This window comes from Bacillus sp. AFS055030 (genome assembly GCF_002574545.1).
In the GTDB taxonomy this organism is placed as follows: domain Bacteria; phylum Bacillota; class Bacilli; order Bacillales; family Bacillaceae_G; genus Gottfriedia.
In genome coordinates this window covers 83,016-103,341 of the sequence record NZ_NUGT01000007.1, presented here as the reverse complement: position 1 = coordinate 103,341, position 20,326 = coordinate 83,016, and the positions used below count along the sequence as shown (strand labels likewise).

Below are 20,326 nucleotides of genomic sequence, written 5' to 3'. Positions count from 1 at the left end.
CTTTTTTAGCAACAACGAGTAACTTTACCACCTTTAGAATTATAACGTGACTCTTGCGCTTCGATAAAGAACTCTTTTCTAGATTGAATTGGTTGATTTGGATGGTGTGCTTTCATATGTTCTACATATTTCTCATAGCTTGGTACACCTACTAATAAACTAATAAACTGCTTATAATATTTTTTAAACTCCTCCATCTTATAATGCATAATTTTTCGGTTCACTTTCTTCCCGTTTAATGTATGGAGTTTCATGTAATTTTATTGGTTTATTAGATAATATATTTATCCAATTTCGAACCGAAGCAATTAGAACTAAAAGTACGATGATCATAAACAAACCACAAATCGTTGCATCAATATAGTCATTTAGAATAATCTGGTTCATTTGTGCTTTACTAGTTGCCGGAGCAAGGATCGTCCCAGCATCTACATCTTTAAAAATTTTAGCATGCGCTAAGAACCCTATTTTTGGTGCTGGATGAAATAGTTTTTGCCAACCGGCTGTCATTGTGATGATTAAGATCCATATTGTTGGCACTAATGTAATCCAAGCATATACCTTTTTCCCCATTTTCAGTAGGATCGTTGTGCCCAACAATAATGCAATCGCTGCAAGCATTTGGTTTGCGATACCGAATAATGGCCATAAAGTATTAATGCCACCAAGTGGATCAATAACTCCTTGATAAAGGAAATACCCCCAGCCGAAAACGCAAATGGCTGTCGCAATTAAATTTGCAGGAAGTGAATCAGTCTTTCCAAGTGGCTTATACACATTTCCTAAAATATCTTGCGTCATATAACGTCCGATCCTGGTTCCAGCATCAATTGTTGTTAATATAAATAATGCCTCAAATAAAATAGCAAAATGATACCAAAAAGCCATTAATGCCTTACCACCGATTACTTTTGAAAAGAGTGCCGCCATGCCGATTGCTAAGGTCGGTGCTCCACCAGTTCGAGAAAGAATTGTTTGTTCCCCTACATCTTTCGCTAGCGTAGTTAAATCATTTGGAGCAATAGTAAAGCCCCAGCTTGAAACAACTTGAGCCACTTGATTCACGTCAGTTCCAATTACAGCAGGTGGGCTATTAATAGCAAAATATGCACCTGGAGTTAATAAACAAGCCGCAATCATAGCCATTACAGCTACAAAAGACTCCGTTAACATAGCACCGTAACCAATAGCTCGTGCATGCGTTTCACGCTCAATCATTTTAGGAGTTGTTCCTGAAGAAACTAATGCATGGAATCCAGAAACAGATCCACAAGCAATTGTTATAAATAAAAATGGAAATAGATTTCCGGCGAAAACTGGTCCTGTTCCGTCAATAAATTTTGTAACGGCCGGCATTTGTAAGTCAGGTGCTACGATAATAATGCCGATTGCTAAAGCTAAAATCGTACCAACCTTCAAAAATGTGCTTAAATAATCACGTGGAGCTAATAGTAACCAAACTGGAAGTACTGATGCTATAAATCCATAACCAATTAACATAAGAGCAATTGTTTCTCCCTTAAACGTAAACATTGCCGCTAATGTTGGATTTTCTGCCACAAATTGACCTGCAAATAATGAAATTAGTAATAAAATCACGCCAATAAAAGACCCTTCTCCTACTCGGCCTGGACGTATGTATCGCATATAAATACCCATGAAAATCGCGATTGGAATAGTTGCTGCAATCGTAAACATTCCCCACGGACTTCCTGCAAGCGCTTTAACTACAACTAACGCTAAAACAGCTAATAAAATAACCATAATTCCTAAAATACCAATTAAAGCAATGACCCCAGTTATAGGACCAATCTCTTCTTTAATCATTTCTCCAAGCGATTTACCATTTCTACGTGTCGAAGCAGCTAATATGACAAAATCCTGTACTGCTCCAGCAAATACAACCCCTACAATAATCCAAATTGTTCCGGGCAAATAACCCATTTGCGCAGCTAAAATTGGTCCAACTAGAGGTCCAGCCCCTGCAATCGCTGCAAAATGATGACCAAATAATACCCACTTATTCGTTGGTACAAAGTCTTTACCATCATTATTAATTTCCGCAGGTGTTTTACGATCTTCATCAAGTTTAAATACTTTTTCTGCAATAAACTTACTATAAAAACGATAAGCTACTGCATATGTACAAACTGCAGCTGTGAGGAGCCAAATTGCATTGATTGTTTCCCCTCTTTTTAAAGCTAATACAGAAAAACAGAAAGCTCCAAGTATTGAAATTAATCCCCAAACTACTATTGATTTTAAAGATTTCACAACCAAGATCCTCCTTTTTCATTTATAAAAGAAAGTATATCACCAATTCAGAATTTTTTGTCAATTAGTGGTAAAAAAAGTATAATAACGACATTTATACTGATTCTAATCTAGTTTTTTTTCATAAAAGTAGACGAAAGTTGTATTGAACTTATCGAATTGAAGAAATCAAAGGGAAAAAACAACTTTAGCTTCGGAACATTTGACCTAATCATTTTTTAAAACAAAAGAAAACCATCCTAAGCATTAAAGCTACAGAATGGTCTTCTTTTATATTCATTGAGTTATTTTACATGTTGAATAAAATTAACGTCGATCAACTCATTCAGCCTTTTTATTCCTTTTTCTCCAAGTAACGCTTTCCCGTCGTTCAAGGATGCTAATGCACTTTCAATTAAAAATTTTCGCGGCGTTTTTGACTGCAACAATTCGTTTTGTATAAAATCTAGTAGCTCATTGTACTTTTGTTGTTCTTTACTATTTATAACTGATTTTTTTATTGTACAAATAACACTACATAGCTTTTGTTGAAAATTTTCTTCGGTCTTTCTTACTGGTAACCATCTATCTAATAATTGTAAATTGAATAATTGTTCACCAGATTCCTCAACATCCTCAACAATCTTAATCAAACGTTTTACACTAAATCGAACAACTTGATCCATACTAATATTCATATCTTTTGCGAGGTCATAGTACCTCACATTATGGTGTATAATTCCTAAAAACATAATGGCACTATCTAATAAAAAGTCTTTCTTCTCACTACCAAAGATGTCTATTAAACGTGTATATACCCAATTTAATGTCTTAAAATTACCTTCTCTTATGAACTGTTTAATATCTAAGTCATTTATATAAATTACTTCTTCAAATAGAGAAATCAATTTATTATCTCTATTTGCCTCCATTAATAAAGTTATTTGCTTAATGAAAATTTCAATATTTGAAGGGCTCTGTCCGATCAACAACTCATTTCTTTCATGTTCAAGCTTTTTATAAATCATATTAAATAGTGCGACTACTAAATCACTTTTTGACGAAAAATAGTTATAAAATGTACCTTTCGAAATACCGCTATAGTCTAATATGTCTTGAATAGATGTTGCTTGAAATCCTTTTTCAATAAACAATTCATGAGCTATTTTTACAACATGCTGTTTACGATCATTCATATAATCACCTTGGTTCTAGTTAATGACTGCTTAAAAAACATAGTACATTATTTTAGCATTTTTAACTAGTAAATATCTTCTTAGTTTATTAAAGATTTCTAATGGTTATTATAATTGCATCTAATGAATGAATGGTATATCATATTATCTTATATAGATGATGGAAACATAGTTCAAAAAATTGAACTAGATGTACAAAGAGGAGGGGAAATCATGGATCAGTCCATGAATAAATCGATTAATCCACCATACGGAATTATTACAATCTTAATGGTTGGAGCTTTTATTGCTTTCTTAAACAATACTTTACTTAATATTGCTTTACCTTCCATTATGAAGGATTTAGACGTAGAGCCTTCGACTGTTCAATGGCTTTCTACTGGATATATGCTAGTAAATGGAATATTAATTCCGACTACTGCTTTTTTAATCCAAAAATTTTCTGTTAGACATTTATTTTTAACTGCACTACTTTTATTTAATATTGGTACTTTAACTGCAGGATTTGCACATGTATTTTCTTTATTATTAGCGGGCCGCATGATTCAAGCTTCCGGTTCGGCTATTTTAATGCCATTATTAATGAATGTTATGCTAACTAGCTTCCCTGTTGAAAAACGAGGAACTGCAATGGGCTTCTTTGGGTTAGTAATGATGGGTGCACCAGCAATCGGACCAACTTTATCAGGTTGGATTATCGAACATTATGACTGGAGAATGCTGTTCCATGTTGTTTCTCCAATTGCACTGACGATTTTAATTATTGGCTTTTTCTTACTGAAAGATAAAAAAGAGAAATCAAACAGTACAATCGACCTTTTCTCTGTTCTTTTATCAAGTATTGGTTTTGGTGGATTATTGTACGGTTTTAGTACTGCAGGAACGAAAGGATGGGATAGTCCAGAAGTTTTCGTTACAATAATTGCAGGGGTTATTTCATTAGTCGCCTTTATTGTACGTCAATTAAAACTTGATACGCCAATGTTAAACTTTAGAATTTATCGCTACCCTATGTTTGCTTTATCATCAGCGATCTCAATTGTTGTCACAATGGCTATGTTCTCAGCAATGATGCTTTTACCGATTTACACTCAAACACTTCGCGGCATCAAACCATTTGATGCAGGGTTAATGCTATTACCAGGTGCTTTATTAATGGCAATTATGTCGCCAATTACGGGTAAGTTATTTGATAAGATTGGCGGAAGAATACTTGCAGTAACAGGATTAGCGATTATGACGGTTACTACTTATTTATTAAGTAAATTAACAATGGATACAACTTATACACATATTATTATTTTATACTCATTACGTATGTTCGGTATGTCGATGGTCATGATGCCAGTATCAACAAATGGTTTAAATCAATTACCAAAACGATTCTATCCACATGGTACTGCGATGAATAATACTTTACAGCAAGTATCTGGTGCGATTGGTACTGCTTTACTCGTAACAGTGATGTCGAATCGTACAGAATCAAAAGCTAAAGAACTTGCTGCCGAAGCGATGAAACATGTGACTAGTAAACCTACACCTGAGATGCTTGCTCAAATTAAACAAGAGATCACAATGAAAGCAATGTTAGAAGGAATTAATTTCTCATTTTATGTGACGGTTTTCGTTGCCGCAGTTGCGCTAGTACTTGCTTTCTTTATCAAACGTGTAACAGCTGCAGAGGAACCTGTCGTAAAAGAAAAAACTACTAGTACTAACTTTAAGAAAAAGTTAGCGGAGAATTAAAATAGAGCATTCCCAAACTTAAAAAATCTACAAATTTTAAGACATACCATCAAGATATACCAATAGAAAGTGGACACAAAAAAGACTAAACCATTGTTAGCAAGTATATTACTTGGAAACATAGGTTTAGTCTTTTACATATATTTTTATAGAAATAGATCTATTCCATGATTATTGCTAATGTTAACTTTATACTGCTACTAAAATATACGAAATTTTAGCGGCATTTTCGTATTGCTCTGTTTCAAGATAGTATTCGTATAATTCCATAGCATATTTTTTTAACAAAGATAAGTGGTTTGCTGACTGGAAATACGGAAGCGCTTTTTCCTCTATATACTCGTAGTATTGCTTTTTTTTATACTCTATACGAAAAATAATTATTTTAAATAAAATTTGATATAACATATTGTTCATATTTTTTGCGATTGTTTTACCTTTATGTGCCAATCTTAACGCTTCTGTTTTTTTGATTAATTTACCGTCTTGGCAAAGAATCAAATAATTACGTAGAGTTTTGAGATATGGGGCTGAAGGTTTTTCAACCAGATTAAGTGCTTCTATACATAATCTTTGTGATTTTAAGTAATCCTTTCTTCCCCAGTAAATGAAAGATAAATTACTTAATAGTATTGACTTAATTTCAACTGCATTCAATAAATCACATTCCTGAATTAAATTATAATAGCTTTCCTCTATTTGTTTAATGTCTGTATTTTTATCATTGTGAATTTGTGCAAGCATAAAAGCTTCAGTCTCTAAAGCCATTTTAAAGTTTTTCGTATCTTTAAAGTGACGCAGAGCTTTTTCAGCTTGTGCATATGCCATTGTTTTGTTTTGAATTAAGTAATTAGCTCTCGCTATGTGGTAGTAGTATTCATCATTTCTATATTTATCTATATCAATTTCTTTTAGGATATTGATCGCCTGTCGTGTATCTTTTTCTAATGATATTTCATCTGTTTCAATGTAATAGATTCCCCACACATGCAAGTAGAGATTCTTTTCGAAAGGGGGAAGATTTTGATAGATCTTTTTTACACTTTGTAAAATAGAGTATGTCTTAACATAATCTTTTTTTAAGATATAATATCTGGCCTTTAACAAGGTATAGTAAGCTGCGTACTCAGTAGAGTTTAGAAATGGAATTCTTTCAAATTCTTTATACATCGCCTCTACAAAATCCATCTTTTGCATAATGATGAACTTATGCCAACGATTAAGTTGATTTTCCATATCATAAAGAAGAGCAACTTCTTTTTCTATATCAATCTTCAACCGGTCTGAAATAACCTTAATAATATCGTGGGAATAAGCTGTTTGCTCTAACTCAATTTTACTAATATAGGAAAGTGTGCAAATGCCCCTCCCTAATTCTTCCTGTGTTAACCCCATTTTTTGCCGATAAAATCTGATGATTTGCCCAACTGACAATATACTCTACTCCTTCAAACTCAACCTAATTAATTAAATTTTTAATATAATTAACTTTATCTTAATATATCATCACTTGCAAAGAGTTGACAATTCTTCAAATCTAATTGCTAGTATATGGAAAAATGTTTTAGGAACCACATTAAAGTATTTGATTATCTAATCATTATAAAATAAAACACCTCCAACATGACGCTCTTTATAAAGCAATCTGTTTGAGATGTTTTGGATATATTTATTAATGGAGGATCGGATTACTATTTATCTTAAAATCAGAATGAAACCTCTTCTTCTATGAGCTTATAGTTAGTTACTGTTTTCATCTGTATCATCATGATATGTCCCAGCTTCTTGCTGTGCATTAAATGTCCAGTTTACTTGTAGCTTGTCTCCTTGGAAATGGTTTTGGTCTTGTCCATTATCTACAAACTCGAATAATACGAAGATTTTTTCCTTATTGCCTGCTAAAATGCCATCTGGGATAGGACCATTTAAAGTATCAATTTGAGTGATATCTGGTTGTTGATTTTGTAAATCATATAGTGTTGTTTCAACAATTGGATTTGTTGCACTACTAGTGTTATACATAATTGTTACTTTAATATGTTTAGCTAAATCATCACCGTTATTATTTGAATTAGCATCTTTCACATTATATTTTGTGTCTAATAATACTTTACTGATATTTAATGAGCCATTGTTTTCCAATGTAAATTCACGGTAAATTTCATCTCCAGGTTTGATGTTGCTAATATTTACAACAGCTTTAGGATTTAATCCTAAGTCTAATGTTCCTGCAGCAAAAGTATTATGTGTCTCAACTGTGTCACTAAAATATGCAAATGTTCCTCCTCCAATTAAAGATAATCCTAATGCAGCACTCATGACTCCTTGACTTACTTTCTTCGTAAAACTCATTTTATTTCCCCCTTAGGTATAATATATTAAACTCTTATGTATTCTATAGGTGATACATATGAGATCTAATCAACTTAATCAGGCTTTTGCTGTTTGCTCTAGCTCTTTTTTTGCACTTCCAATTGAATAGATAGCAGAAATAATAAGTAAGATGCCTGGTATAATTAATAAAAGCGATGATCCAATTTTTGAATTCGCATAGTTTAACGCGTAACCTAAATAAGGAATCGTAAAACCAGTATATTTCCCTACTATGTCTTGCTTTGTGACTGTCCATAAATCTGGGCTATTATTGTTATCACCTTTTGTTTTATATGTGATGACGCCGTTCTTATTTTTTTTTTCTATGATTCTATGAGTTATTAACTTTTCTTTAACCCGAAAGGTGATAACATCATTTCTTTGGTAGTTAGTTTGATTTGTATGTAATTTTATTGAGATAATCGATCCTGTTTGAAAAGTCGGTTCCATTGAGCCAGATAATACTGATTTCACTTGGTAACCAAGCATCGAAGGTTCATGCCCGGATAATCTTGAAGAAATAACAACAAATGCTAAAATACAGACTAGTCCTCCAAACATTACTTTGATGAAATTACCTAATATAGTTAATAGTTTCTTCAACTTCTTCACCTACATAAAATTATTTTTGTTCTCCATTTAACTCCTGTACATTATTTGTTTCACTTTCTAGTTGTTTTATTTGAAATGAGATTAGTGAATGAACTTCTTCTATATAGTCAAAGTCAACAGTGGATTGAACATTTTTTGAAATGTACAGTACATCATGGTATCCCTCGCTTACATAATCGAATGCCTTAGGGTCTGCATTTTTTTGATTTTGTATTTGACTATTGAATCGTGAAAGTTCTTCTACATTACTTTCTAAAGCTTTGTATTGAAGACGAACTTTTTGATCAGTTTCTTTGATCTTCTCTTCACTCACCTTCAGTTCTTGGAGAGAATCATCTGTAGATGGAGGATCAATAGATTCATATTCTTTGTTTATAGTCTTAGCAATTTCTTTTGATTCGTTCACTAGCTGTTTAATTGTTGATGGAAATACAAATGCTGTTGATACTTCCACTGGACTTAACGTTTCTTTAGTAGAAAAGGAAGCTTCTGTTTCTCCAACGATTTTCACCCCAACGTAAAATGAAATACTGCATAAGCAAGGCAAAATGATCATTTTATGAATTGAATTCCTCATGTGTTCCCCCCTCTTGTGATGTAATCAAACTCAATTGATTTTTATTATACAGAATTTGCTGAAAATTGTTACCGAGATATTTTCTATTAAAATCATGGTAGAATTTTGTCGAATTTTGAATTATTTGTATGAAAAATCTATGTATCTACTCATATATCTCTCAAGATTAAATAATCGAAAATCCATTGATTTAGTTGGGTTTTTTTTCAATAATTGTAATTGTTCCAAAATTCAAATTTAGGGGTGTAAACAGTGAAAAAGAGAAATTCGAAAAGAACTAGAAGTAAAACCGTTATACCAGCAGTATTATCTTTATCCGTTGCAATGGGTGGCTTAATTCCAGCTACAACATTTGGATCTGGAAAAGCAAGTGCTGCAACCGTTTCAGATGTGGTAAATAAGGACGAGATTATCAAAGCGTTTCTACATTCAAAAGTAGAAAATCAAAGAACAAGACTAGTCAATATTGGTGAACAATTTAAAATTGTGAGCGAAGAAACGGATTCTTTAACTGGTACTTATCATGTACGCACAGTTGAGCAGTATAAAGGAATACCAATTTATGGATCAGGGCAAACTGTTGCACTAGATGAAAATAATAATGTTTATTCATCTATCGGGAAGGTAACACAAGATCTATCGCGTTCATTAATACCGACTGAAGCAACACTTTCAGAGCAAGATGCTGTTGAGATTGCAAAAGATAAAGTTGAATCAAAAATTGGAACAGTTGAACGTTATGATCAAATTGATTCTCAACTAACAATCTATCCTTTTAACGGAAAATATTATTTAACTTATTTAGTTAAAGCGTCAACTTCAGCACCAGCTCCAGGTTTCTTCCACTACTTTGTAGATGCAAATAGCGGAGAAGTGATTGATAGCTATGACGCATTAGATACTGCAATTGACCCAACAACACTTTCAACAGTAACTGGAAGAGGATTAGACCTTCACGGCAAGATGCAAACTTTCCCTGTCGGAAAGGATCTTTCAACTGGAACTAGTTATTTATACGGTGCATCAGTTTACGGAACTAATACTGTTCCTATTTCTACTTTTACTGCAAATCGTGCTAATGAAACAGCCTTTCAAATTGTTTCTGCTTTTGGTTTTAGTGGTTATGATATTACAACCACTAGCTCAAGTAATTTCTTTACTGATCCTGCAGCCATTTCAGCTCAATACAACTCGGATAAAGTCAACCAATACTATCAATATATTCATAAACGTAATAGTTTAGATAATAAAGGTATGACACTAATTAACACTGTTCACGTTGGAGTTAAATGGAATAATGCCGGCTGGAATGGAAAACAAATGGTATACGGAGATGGCGACGGAGTTAAATATAGCTCTTTAGCTGGTGGTTTAGATGTTGCGGGCCATGAAATGACGCATGGTGTGATTACAAATTCTGCTGATCTAATTTATAAAAATGAATCTGGAGCTCTGAATGAATCTCTAGCAGATATTTTAGGTAATTTCGCTCAAATTTACACTACTGGAGTAACTGAGTGGGAACTTGGAGAAGAAATCTTTACTCCTTACATCAATGGGGACGGAGGACTTCGTTCAATGAGTAACCCTGCAGGTAAGGCTCAAAGTTTAATGCCATCAGGTCACTATCCTGATACATACCAAGATCGTTACTTAGGTACTGAAGATAATGGTGGCGTACACATTAACAGTGGAATCAATAACAAAGCTGCTTATTTATTAACTCAAGGTGGAACGAATAATGGTATTACAATTAAAGGAATTGGAAATAAAAAAGCAGAAAAAATCTATTACCGTGCACTTACTCTCTATCTAACTCAATCTTCTGGATTTAAAGAGATGCGAGAAGCTGCAATCCAAGCTGCACGTGACTTATATCCAGATAAAAACGGTGCTCCTTCAGCAGAAACACAAGCAGTCATGGATGCATATACTTCTGTAGGTGTAAACTAATAAATAAAAAAGATAAGTCATTTAATCATGAGCTCTTAATGGGGGTCTCGAGAAAAACTTTTCAAGCGCAAAGTAAACCATGGTTACTAAAATCTAATTTTGTTGAACCTATGTATTGTGTTGTTCAACTATACTAAAATAATTACTAGTGCACCTCAAATGTTAGTCAATACTAATATTAGGGGGTGCATTTTGTATTATTCAGAGGTTTTACAGTTTGGTCCATTCAGTCCTCTACGTTTTGAATGATTAGCTTATAATTTCTAGGGACTTCAAACGTATGATGATCCCCTACAGATGGACTGTATACTTGTTAACTAAGGGGGCTTTTAAAAGAACAAACATTTTCAACTTAAAAAAGATGATCCTGTTCAATACAGAGATCATCTTCTTAAAGCTGCATAGTTTTTTTATTAAGGTTGAACTTTTTTAGTATTTGTATATAAAATAATCAAAATCCGCATGGAGCCCCTGACCAGTCGTATCCTGACATTGCATCCCAACGAATGCACCTGTGAAGAATCCACCGCCTTGAATATAATCATCAGACAGTTTATATGAATAAAGTGTTACAGGGATTACTGTCCATTCTTCTCCATCAAATGAGTAAGAGTACTCATAAACATTCGTTTTCACGTCTACACGAAGATACACATATTCAACATGTTCCGGAACGGTAATTTCGTTGCCTAGAAGAGGTTGATCGAACTTAAAATTATCACATGTTACTATTTCAAGAATTCTGCCCTTTGCTTCATTCCATGTAACTTGACATGAAGTCCAGTTTTGAGTGTTGTAATAGTTTACTAAACCAGCTGATTGATGGAATGTATTTGGATTAAATGCTACTTTTGTTTCTGCAGTAAAGTTAAAATGTTGCCAGCGTCTTGCTATAAATGACTGAGTAAACTTAGATGTTAGGGATTCTCTTCCGTAAAGACGTAGATGCCCTGGATTGTCTTTTAGTGAAACGATCTTCTCTCCTAATGGAATTCTCAAGTTTTGAAAGTGATGGTTTAAGATTTCTAAGTCAAAGTCATCCTTCTCAAGGTAATCAATTTCCCATTTTACTTCATCTATTTTTGGTCCTTCTATTTCAAGTGAAGGACTATTCCCGCCTACAACATACGGCCAATCATTTTTCCACTCAAGCCTTTGAATAGCAGTTTCTCTTCCTAATGGACAGAAGCCTCTTGGATCTAACAATGGTTGTCCTTCTCTTGGTAATGGTCTGCCTGTTAAATGCACTAGGAACCATTCATCTGTATGCGTTTGAACAATTGATGCATGTCCTGCTTTTTGAAGGGGAATTCTTGGCGCATGGAATGACGAAATTAACGGATTTTCTGGGTGTACTTCATATGGACCTCTTAACTGTTTTGACCTAGCAATTGTAGCTTGGTGATCATATTTCGTACCGCCTTCTGCCGTTAATAAGTAATAGTAATCATTTATTTTGTATAAATGTGGTGCTTCCGTCAGTTTAATATCAGTTCCTTTAAAGATAACCTCTGCTTTACCCACCAATTTTTGTTCTTCTACACTGTATTCTTGTAATGAAATACCATAAAAAGGATGATTTCCTACGCGATGATCCCAAACCATATTAACTAAGTATTTTTTTCCATCCTCATCGTGGAATAGCGACGGATCAAATCCAGTACTATTTAAATAAATTGGATCTGACCATTCTCCATCAATCGTTTCACATGTTGCAAGATAGTTATGACAATCTTTCCATTGACCTTCAACTACTTTTACATCCGTGTAAATTAACCAAAACTGTCCGTCACGATAAGATAATGCTGGAGCCCAAATTCCGCCCGAATCTGGATTGCCTGTCATATTTAATTGACTTAAACGATTCAAAGGTCTTGATGCTAAGCGCCAATTCTTTAAATCCTTTGAGTGATAGATCCCTACTCCTGGAAACCATTCGAAGGTTGAAACTGCAATGTAATAATCTTCCCCTACTCGGCAAATACTTGGATCCGGATTAAATCCCGGTAAAATTGGATTACTAATTTTAGCCATTTTAAACTCCTCCATATGTATTTATATCGTTCAATACTTTACTTCTTTAATAAGCACCTTTAATAAAATCAGAAACATTCTTTTGATAGAAAAGCTCTAATTGATCTAATTCAGCTTTCGAAAAAGATTGTATATTCATTGCATCTAAGTTGGCACTCACTTGGCTTTCATTTCTAAATCCAGGAATTACACATGTAATTTCCTTATGATCTAAAATCCATCTAAGAGCCGCACTTGCCATTGATGATCTTCCTTCAGCAATCCAATTAATTCGGTTTGCCAACTCTACTCCTTTTTTAAAACCTAAGCCTGCAAATGTTTCCCCGATATTAAAGGCCGCTCCATTTTCATTAAAGTTTCGGTGGTCATCTTCTTCAAAAATATGGTCAGCCTTATACTTTCCAGACAAAAGTCCGCTGGCTAGTGGTAATCTTACAAGAACTCCAACTCCACGTTTATAAGCCTCAGGAAGTAATGCTTCTAATGGCTTTTGTCTAAAAATATTAAAGATAACTTGTAAGCTTTTCACATTCGGGTTTTCTAAACAAATCATCCCTTCTTCAACCGTTTCAACGCTAACCCCGTAATGACGGATTTTCCCTTCACTTTTTAAGCGGTCAAGTACATCAAATACTTGTCCATCCTTTAAAATTTCAGTTGCTGGGCAATGTACTTGATATAAATCAATCACATCTCGGTTTAATCGTTTAAGACTACCCTCACAATAAGCCTTAACCGCTTCATATGAGTAATTATCCGATGAAAAGATATCACCTCTCCGGCAAAATTTTGTTCCTATATAAACTTTATCTTCTAGTCCTTTTGTGGCTTTAGCTAATAGTTCTTCGCTATGACCATCACCATAAACATCTGCAGTATCAAAAAAATTTACACCTTGATCGATTGCATGTTGTAAGGATTTTAAAGCTGTTGCATCATCTGTTTTTCCCCATGCTCCACCAATTGCCCAAGTTCCAAAACTTACCTCACTAATCATTAAACCTGTATTACCAAGTTCTCGATAATTCAAGTGAAACTCCTCCTCTAATGCAATCTAACGTCTTATACTACTTTCTAAATTCAGATAACATTCTATTTAGTTCCTTCGTGCTAGAATAAACTTGCTTATAAATTGAATAAAGCTTCTCATATTGCTTAACATTTTCACTAACTGGTTTATATGAAGTGACTGGCTTGATGAACTCTTCTGCACAAGCTTCTAATGATTCAAACCAATTACATCCATAAGCAGCAAGCATCGCTGCACCCATCCCAGGACCTTGCTCACTTGAAAGCTTAATAATTGTCGCATTAAAAATATCTGCTTGCATTTGAAGCCAAATAGGATTTTTTGCACCGCCACCAATTGAAATAATTGAATCAATCTTTTTACCATTGTTTCGGAAAATCTCAACTGACTCGTTTAATGAAAAAGTAATACCTTCCATGACAGCCCTCGCAAAGTCACTTCTCTTATGTGCTGCATCCATACCGATAAAACATCCTCTTATAACTGAATCAGCATGAGGCGTTCTTTCACCAACTAAATACGGAGTAAACATTAAACCATTTGATCCAATTGAAACACGATCGACATCCTCTAAAAGTTGATCAAAATTTACACTCTCAGCAAAAGTATCTTTGAACCAACTTAATGAAAATCCTGCCGCTAGCGTTACACCCATTGAATAGAAAGCATCTTCTTTACCATGGTTAAAATAATGAACTTTACCTTTGAAGTCATGTTCAGCGTGCTCTTCATAAGAAAGAACAACTCCTGAAGTACCAATACTACATAGCGTATTACCTTCTTTTAAAATACCTGAGCCAATTGCGCCACATGCATTATCAGCTCCCCCTGCAAATACTTTCACTTCACGACTAAGTCCCGTCAAATTAGAAACCTCTTTTGTAATTGTTCCAACGCAATGATGAGACTCGACGATTGGTGGACAAAGTTGCAGAGGAATATCAAATTTAGTACATAGTTGTTCACTCCACTGCTTTTCTTTTACATTTAAAAGTAATGTACCGGCAGCATCTGAGTATTCAGTATGAATTTCTCCTGTCAGACGAAAACGAAGATAGTCTTTAGGAAGTAAAAATACTGCTGCCTGCTGATAAATTTCTGGTTCATATTCCTTTACCCATAAAAGCTTTGGTAAGGTAAATCCTTCTAGCGCTGGATTTTTTGTTATTTCAAGTAAACATTCTTTACCTACTATTGAATTGATCTGTTCACATTGCTCAGTCGTTCTTGTATCATTCCATAAAATTGCATTACGAAGGCTTTCATTTTCTTTATTCAATAGCACTAGACCATGCATTTGACCAGAAAAACTAATCCCTTCTATATCATTTGGGTGACCATTAAAGTCTCTAACTAGTTCGGTGAGTCCGTCGATTGTTTTTTCAAACCATTCCTCTGGATTTTGTTCACTATACCCGGATTTCTCCTGTATTAATGGATAGGTACGAGATACTTCTTGGCATACTTCTCCGGACTGATTAACTAATAAAATTTTTACAGCACTTGTACCTAAATCAATTCCTACTACATATTTCATAACAATCATCCTTTTATTGTTTTTGATCAAATCGTATGAGAAAAATGTGCTGGAAATTATAAATTTCCCAGCACATTTCATGGTCAAATGGTTTTTAAACTGTAGCGAATTCAGAAATCGCTTCTAATAAATATTGGTTTAGTACTGATTTAAGACGTTCTTCACGACCAGATTTATTTTGGATATCACTTAGATTTAACGCATATGCTTCAAGCGTATGGAAATTTGCTTTATTTTCTACGATCTCTTTACCAATACCGTAAGTAAAGCTGCTATAACGATCTTCAATAAAACTTTCAAATACTTTATCCTCAATTAGTTTATTAGCTACTAACGTGCCAATTGCAAAGCTATCCATTCCAGCGATATGTGCATGGAATAAATCTTCTACATCAAATGATCCTCTTCTTACTTTTGCATCAAAGTTCAGGCCGCCTTTTTCTAAGCCACCATTTTTTAAGATTTCATACATTGCTAATGTAGTAGAGTAAAGATCTGTAGGGAACTCATCTGTATCCCAACCGATTAACTTATCACCTTGGTTTGCATCAACTGAACCAAGCATTCCGTTTATTCGAGCTACGCGTAATTCATGCTCAAATGTATGCCCAGCAAGTGTCGCATGATTCGCTTCAATATTGAATTTAAAATGTTTCTCTAAACCATTAGCTTGTAAGAAAGCTAGTCCAGTTGCCACATCAAAGTCATATTGATGCTTCGTTGGTTCTTTTGGTTTTGGTTCAATTAAGAACTGACCATCGAAACCGATTTCTTTTGCATAATCTACAGCCATATGGAAGAAACGTGCAAGGTTGTCTTGCTCAAGCTTCATATCTGTATTCAAAAGCGTGTCATAACCTTCACGTCCACCCCAGAATACATAGTTAATTGCACCAAGCTCTTTTGCAATTTCTAATCCTTTTTTCACTTTTGCAGCTGAATATGCAAATACGTCAGCGTTATTTGAAGTAGCAGCCCCATTTACATAGCGAGGATGAGTAAACATATTTGCCGTATTCCAAAGTAATTTTGTTTTACTTGTTTTCATATATTCTTTTATCATCTCTACAATGACATCTAAGTTTTTATAAGTTTCACCTAATGTATTTCCTTCAGGTGCAACATCTGAATCATGGAAACAGAAGAAAGGAACATCTAACTTTTCATAAAACTCAAATGATGCTTCTACACGTGCTTTAGCAAGGTCCATTCCTTTTAAATGGTTCCAAGGACGTTGCATTGTACCTGCTCCAAATGGATCTGAACCATCTGCAGTAAATGTATGCCAGTAAGCAACTGAAAAACGAAGTAAATCCTCCATTTTTTGGCCATTAATTATTCTTTGTGGATCATAATATTTAAATGAAAATGGATTTTTTGATTTAGGACCTTCGAATTTGATTTTGTTAATATTAGTAAAGTAACTCATGTTTAATTCCTCCTAAAATAATAATTTTATATGTTATGACTTGTGTGAAACGACAATCCATGTGCGCAATACTTTCAAATCACCTGGCTCAATACCTTGTAAGCCAGTCAATTCTCTATTAACTCCAAGATTAGGGGCGTTAGTTACCCACGTATAGGGCTCTGGGCATAAAAAGCCACTTCTCCCATCTTTGTTATAAACAACCCAATGCTTAAAGCTTTGGTCAACTGTATAATTAATCTCAATTCCTGTTGATTTGTTTGTTATTTGTGCCGTCTGTAGGCCACTGTTATTAGGACTAGCTAAAAAAACATCATCTAACTCTAACCCGTACAAACTCATGCCTTCACCTAGCTCATACTTGTACTCAATATCTTCTAATTCTCCCGTTGGTAAAAATCGTTCATTTAGTTTCCAGCGTTTATCAACTGGAAGCTTGAAGATTGAAGTTTCTTCTGGAAATAAGAAACTAGTATGATAACCAAAGCCAAACGGTAAGACTTCATTACTTTTATTCATTATTTCTGCTCTTTTAGCGAATAAATTATCATTCAGAATAAAGCTCATCCTAATCACAAAATGATGCGGGAATTGCTCCATAACATCTTCATGCTTATTTGAATCAAACTCAGTAGTAATTTTCACTGTTTGCTTATTAACTTCTACACTGGAAATCGTCCACTTTCTTTTGTGAACAAAACCATGAATGTGATTCTGCTTGTCCATTTCATTCATTTCAAATTGATACGTTCTCTCTCCGAATCGAAACTTACCTTGATCGATTCGGTTTGGTGGGAACAAAATTGGTGTACCGTAGAGAACTGGATTAGCCAAATACTCTTCAGTTGAGTCTGGGACTCTTAAAAGCTCAGTATTTGATTTTTTATGAACCATGGAAATCAAGTTTGATCCCCATCCAGGAATAATGATAATCTCTAATTCACTATTACCTGCTTTTATCGCCGGTTCATCTAAAAAAGTGATTTCCTCAGCATAAGTATTCATCTAGATACCCCGTTCTGTCATATTTTCTACACTTAGACTTTACTAATCTTGCCTTGTCTTTCGTCTATGCGATTAAAACTGTACATACCACAGAACATGAAAATCCATGCAATTGATACGACACTAAAGAATGGTATTAGTCCTGGCTGATATAGTAGCAAAAATAATATAGCGATTAGACTAACTAGCATTAGTAAAGTAATGTGAAAATGAAAAACACTTAAAAAGAATGCGTTTTTTAAATAGTCTTTAAGACTAAATTCGTAATGTACATAAAGTGGGAAAATATATAGGAAAACCAATAAATAAACTGCTGCAATGATTAATAAAGGAATGATTAATATAAATTGGAGCATCCCTTCTATCATTCGAATGTAAAATACATCAAACGTTAAGAAGATACCACTACAAATGAATACCAAGCCAAGTTTATTAGAACTTTTAAATTCATTCAGGAAGACAGTTAGAAATGTTCTCCAAATCGGAAGTTCTGTTTCTTTTACGATCCATTTACGTACAATTGTAAAAAGGGCCACTGTTGCTGGGAAAAAACCAAATATGACCAGTCCAGCAATTGTAAAGAGGAACCATAGTAGATTGACATAGGCTAATTTCATAACCCACTCACATAACGTAAACAATTTTCCCATTGTTTTTCCGAGTATCATTTAATCACCCTCCTTTACGAATTCATCTATAGCATTATCTAATGGCGTTAACCTTTTACCGATCCAGAAGCAATTCCTTCTACAATTCGATTACTTAATATTAAGAAGGCAATTAGGATTGGTAGAATACTAATAACTAATGTAGCCCCAATTGCTCCCCAATCAGTCGTATACTGTCCAATAAAGTTTTGAATACCAACTGTGAGTGTTTTAAATTGATCTGAACTAATAAATGTATTCACGAAAACAAACTCATTCCAGTTGTAAATCATATTTATGATTGCTGCTGTAGCAATTACTGGTGATGTCATTGGTAAAGTAATCTTAAAAAAGATATGGTTAATTGATGCCCCGTCCATAATCGCTGCTTCTTCTACCTCCCTAGGGAGAGCCTCGTAAAAACCAATTAAAATCATAATCGTAATTGGCAAGTTAAAAGCTGTGTACGTAAGGATTACCGAGAGTGGATTATCAATTAAATTTATTTTTGTAAAAGTATTAAATAAAGGAATCAGCGTTGAATGGACCGGAATCATTAAACCAACCATAAATAACCCTAATACCCATTTACTTGCTTTCCAGTTCATTCTTGTAATTGCAAAGGTTACCATACTAGCTAATACAACTGTTAAAATAACGGCAGCAATTGTATAAGTTACACTATTAAAAAAATACTGACTAATATTTCCCTCAGTCCAAACTTTCGTATAATTCTCCCACTTTGGGCTTTCAGGTAAAGAAAAAGGTGACATATTAAACACTTCTTGGTTATTTTTTAATGAAAAAAGGAATAACCATACGATCGGAAATAGTTGAAAAATCGCTACGATTGTAAGGAAAAGATACATAAATCCGTAAGCAATTTTACTAAAAATACTATTTTTGCTACGGTCAGTTTTCTTTTCTGTTACAATGGCTTGAGATCCTGTAGCTCTTACCGTATCCACTTTAAATCCCCCTTCCTTTTAGTAAATATCGTTATTTGCTTCAGTAAACTTACGAATAATCCAAGTAACGACTAAACAAATAACTAATAAGAAAAATCCAATTGCACTTGCATATCCAAAGTCAAAACCTTTAAATGCTTTTTGATACATATAAGATGCCATTACTTCACTTGAACCGTTTGGCCCCCCACCTGTCATAACATAAATTAAATCAAAATATTTAAGTGATCCAACAACAGCAAGAACAATCGTTACTTTAACGACATTCATAATTAACGGTAATTTTATTTTCAATGCGATTTGAATTGGGGTCGCCCCGTCAATTCTTGCAGCTTCGATTAGAGAATCTGGAATATTTTTAAGAGCTGCATAGTAAATCAGAATATAAAAACCAGCGTACTGCCAAATAATCGGAATAATAATCGCATATAGTGCTAAGTTTGTATCTGCTAACCATGCCGGTGGATTATTAACCCCTAGAGAAACAAGTAAGCTATTTAGAATACCGTTAGTGGGATGATAGATTTTAAGCCAAAGCTGAGCAATTGCAACGGAAGCAAGCAGCATTGGAATAAGATAGATCTTTCTAAGAAGGTCTGCACCTTTTATTTTTCCGGCAAGTATAAATGAGATGAACAAGTAACCAATTAAACTAACTGCCGAAAATACCGCTAATAAAAAGGAGTGGAAAGCACTTTTCCAAAATAGAGGATCATGTAATAAGTGGGAGTAATTCTTTAAACCTATGAATTCCTTTTCCCCAATTCCATTCCATTTCATTAAGCCAAAGTATCCAGTTTGTACAATTGGAACGTAAATCAAAGCAAGGATTAGAAAAAGAGCTGGTGTAATATATAAGGCGATTATTTTTTTATTTGACATAGCTTTATTCATTTTGATTCAACTCCTTCCTTTCTATTTAAAAATCAAGGGCATATTCAATATGAAGCCATATGCCCTTTTCTT

17 protein-coding genes are annotated in these 20,326 nt (G+C 34.0%); 2 read left to right on the top strand and 15 right to left on the bottom strand.

Annotated features, from left to right (window positions below; translation table 11 throughout):
- Positions 1-5: 5 nt before the first annotated feature.
- The 3 genes from CN925_RS02765 to CN925_RS02755 form a co-directional block, all read right to left on the bottom strand.
- On the bottom strand, positions 6-209 hold the full coding sequence (locus tag CN925_RS02765; protein ID WP_098844563.1) for a YbdD/YjiX family protein: 204 nt from the start codon (positions 207-209) through the stop codon (positions 6-8).
- Positions 199-2,274 carry a carbon starvation CstA family protein gene (locus CN925_RS02760; protein WP_098844561.1) on the bottom strand — a complete coding sequence of 692 codons (2,076 nt, stop codon included), beginning with the start codon at positions 2,272-2,274 and terminating at the stop codon, positions 199-201. Before CN925_RS02760 ends, CN925_RS02765 begins: the two co-directional genes overlap by 11 nt.
- Before the next feature lie 284 nt (positions 2,275-2,558).
- The gene (locus CN925_RS02755) at positions 2,559-3,449 is read right to left on the bottom strand and encodes a TetR/AcrR family transcriptional regulator (protein WP_098844558.1); all 891 of its coding nucleotides are present in this window, start codon (positions 3,447-3,449) and stop codon (positions 2,559-2,561) included.
- 213 nt (positions 3,450-3,662) lie between these two features.
- On the opposite strand from CN925_RS02755, the gene CN925_RS02750 reads away from it, so the two are divergent.
- Positions 3,663-5,195 (top strand): DHA2 family efflux MFS transporter permease subunit, encoded by a 1,533-nt coding sequence (locus tag CN925_RS02750; protein WP_098844555.1) that lies wholly within the window; start codon positions 3,663-3,665, stop codon positions 5,193-5,195.
- Between the two features lie 189 nt (positions 5,196-5,384).
- Here CN925_RS02750 and CN925_RS02745 read toward each other — a convergent pair whose 3' ends face one another.
- From CN925_RS02745 to CN925_RS02730, 4 genes are all read right to left on the bottom strand, one after another.
- Positions 5,385-6,629 carry a helix-turn-helix domain-containing protein gene (locus CN925_RS02745; RefSeq protein ID WP_098844552.1) on the bottom strand — a complete coding sequence of 415 codons (1,245 nt, stop codon included), beginning with the start codon at positions 6,627-6,629 and terminating at the stop codon, positions 5,385-5,387.
- A gap of 306 nt (positions 6,630-6,935) precedes the next feature.
- Positions 6,936-7,547 (bottom strand): TasA family protein, encoded by a 612-nt coding sequence (locus CN925_RS02740; RefSeq protein WP_098844549.1) that lies wholly within the window; start codon positions 7,545-7,547, stop codon positions 6,936-6,938.
- 78 nt (positions 7,548-7,625) lie between these two features.
- Positions 7,626-8,171 carry a signal peptidase I SipW gene (sipW, locus tag CN925_RS02735; protein WP_098844546.1) on the bottom strand — a complete coding sequence of 182 codons (546 nt, stop codon included), beginning with the start codon at positions 8,169-8,171 and terminating at the stop codon, positions 7,626-7,628.
- Positions 8,172-8,190: 19 nt separating this feature from the next.
- Entirely contained in the window at positions 8,191-8,757 is a 567-nt protein-coding gene (locus tag CN925_RS02730) for a DUF4047 domain-containing protein (protein WP_098844543.1), read from the bottom strand.
- Between the two features lie 252 nt (positions 8,758-9,009).
- On the opposite strand from CN925_RS02730, the gene CN925_RS02725 reads away from it, so the two are divergent.
- The gene (locus tag CN925_RS02725) at positions 9,010-10,710 is read left to right on the top strand and encodes a M4 family metallopeptidase (protein WP_286138242.1); all 1,701 of its coding nucleotides are present in this window, start codon (positions 9,010-9,012) and stop codon (positions 10,708-10,710) included.
- 429 nt (positions 10,711-11,139) lie between these two features.
- Here the strand turns inward: CN925_RS02725 and CN925_RS02720 are convergent, their stop codons facing one another.
- The 8 genes from CN925_RS02720 to CN925_RS02685 form a co-directional block, all read right to left on the bottom strand.
- Positions 11,140-12,744, bottom strand: a complete 1,605-nt coding sequence (locus CN925_RS02720) for a glycoside hydrolase family 43 protein (protein ID WP_098844540.1) — start codon at positions 12,742-12,744, stop codon at positions 11,140-11,142.
- A 46-nt stretch (positions 12,745-12,790) separates the two neighbouring features.
- On the bottom strand, positions 12,791-13,774 hold the full coding sequence (locus CN925_RS02715; RefSeq protein WP_098844537.1) for an aldo/keto reductase: 984 nt from the start codon (positions 13,772-13,774) through the stop codon (positions 12,791-12,793).
- A 37-nt stretch (positions 13,775-13,811) separates the two neighbouring features.
- Positions 13,812-15,311: a xylulokinase gene (xylB, locus tag CN925_RS02710; protein WP_098844536.1), complete on the bottom strand. Its 1,500-nt coding sequence runs from the start codon at positions 15,309-15,311 to the stop codon at positions 13,812-13,814.
- Positions 15,312-15,405: 94 nt separating this feature from the next.
- Complete coding sequence (gene xylA, locus CN925_RS02705; RefSeq protein ID WP_098844534.1) at positions 15,406-16,740, bottom strand: xylose isomerase; 1,335 nt, start codon at positions 16,738-16,740, stop codon at positions 15,406-15,408.
- A gap of 33 nt (positions 16,741-16,773) precedes the next feature.
- Complete coding sequence (locus tag CN925_RS02700; protein ID WP_098844531.1) at positions 16,774-17,745, bottom strand: aldose 1-epimerase; 972 nt, start codon at positions 17,743-17,745, stop codon at positions 16,774-16,776.
- Positions 17,746-17,777: 32 nt separating this feature from the next.
- On the bottom strand, positions 17,778-18,413 hold the full coding sequence (locus CN925_RS02695) for a YesL family protein (protein WP_098844528.1): 636 nt from the start codon (positions 18,411-18,413) through the stop codon (positions 17,778-17,780).
- 47 nt (positions 18,414-18,460) lie between these two features.
- Complete coding sequence (locus CN925_RS02690) at positions 18,461-19,288, bottom strand: carbohydrate ABC transporter permease (protein WP_286138244.1); 828 nt, start codon at positions 19,286-19,288, stop codon at positions 18,461-18,463.
- A gap of 90 nt (positions 19,289-19,378) precedes the next feature.
- Entirely contained in the window at positions 19,379-20,254 is an 876-nt protein-coding gene (locus tag CN925_RS02685; protein WP_098844525.1) for a carbohydrate ABC transporter permease, read from the bottom strand.
- Between the last annotated feature and the right edge of the window lie 72 nt (positions 20,255-20,326).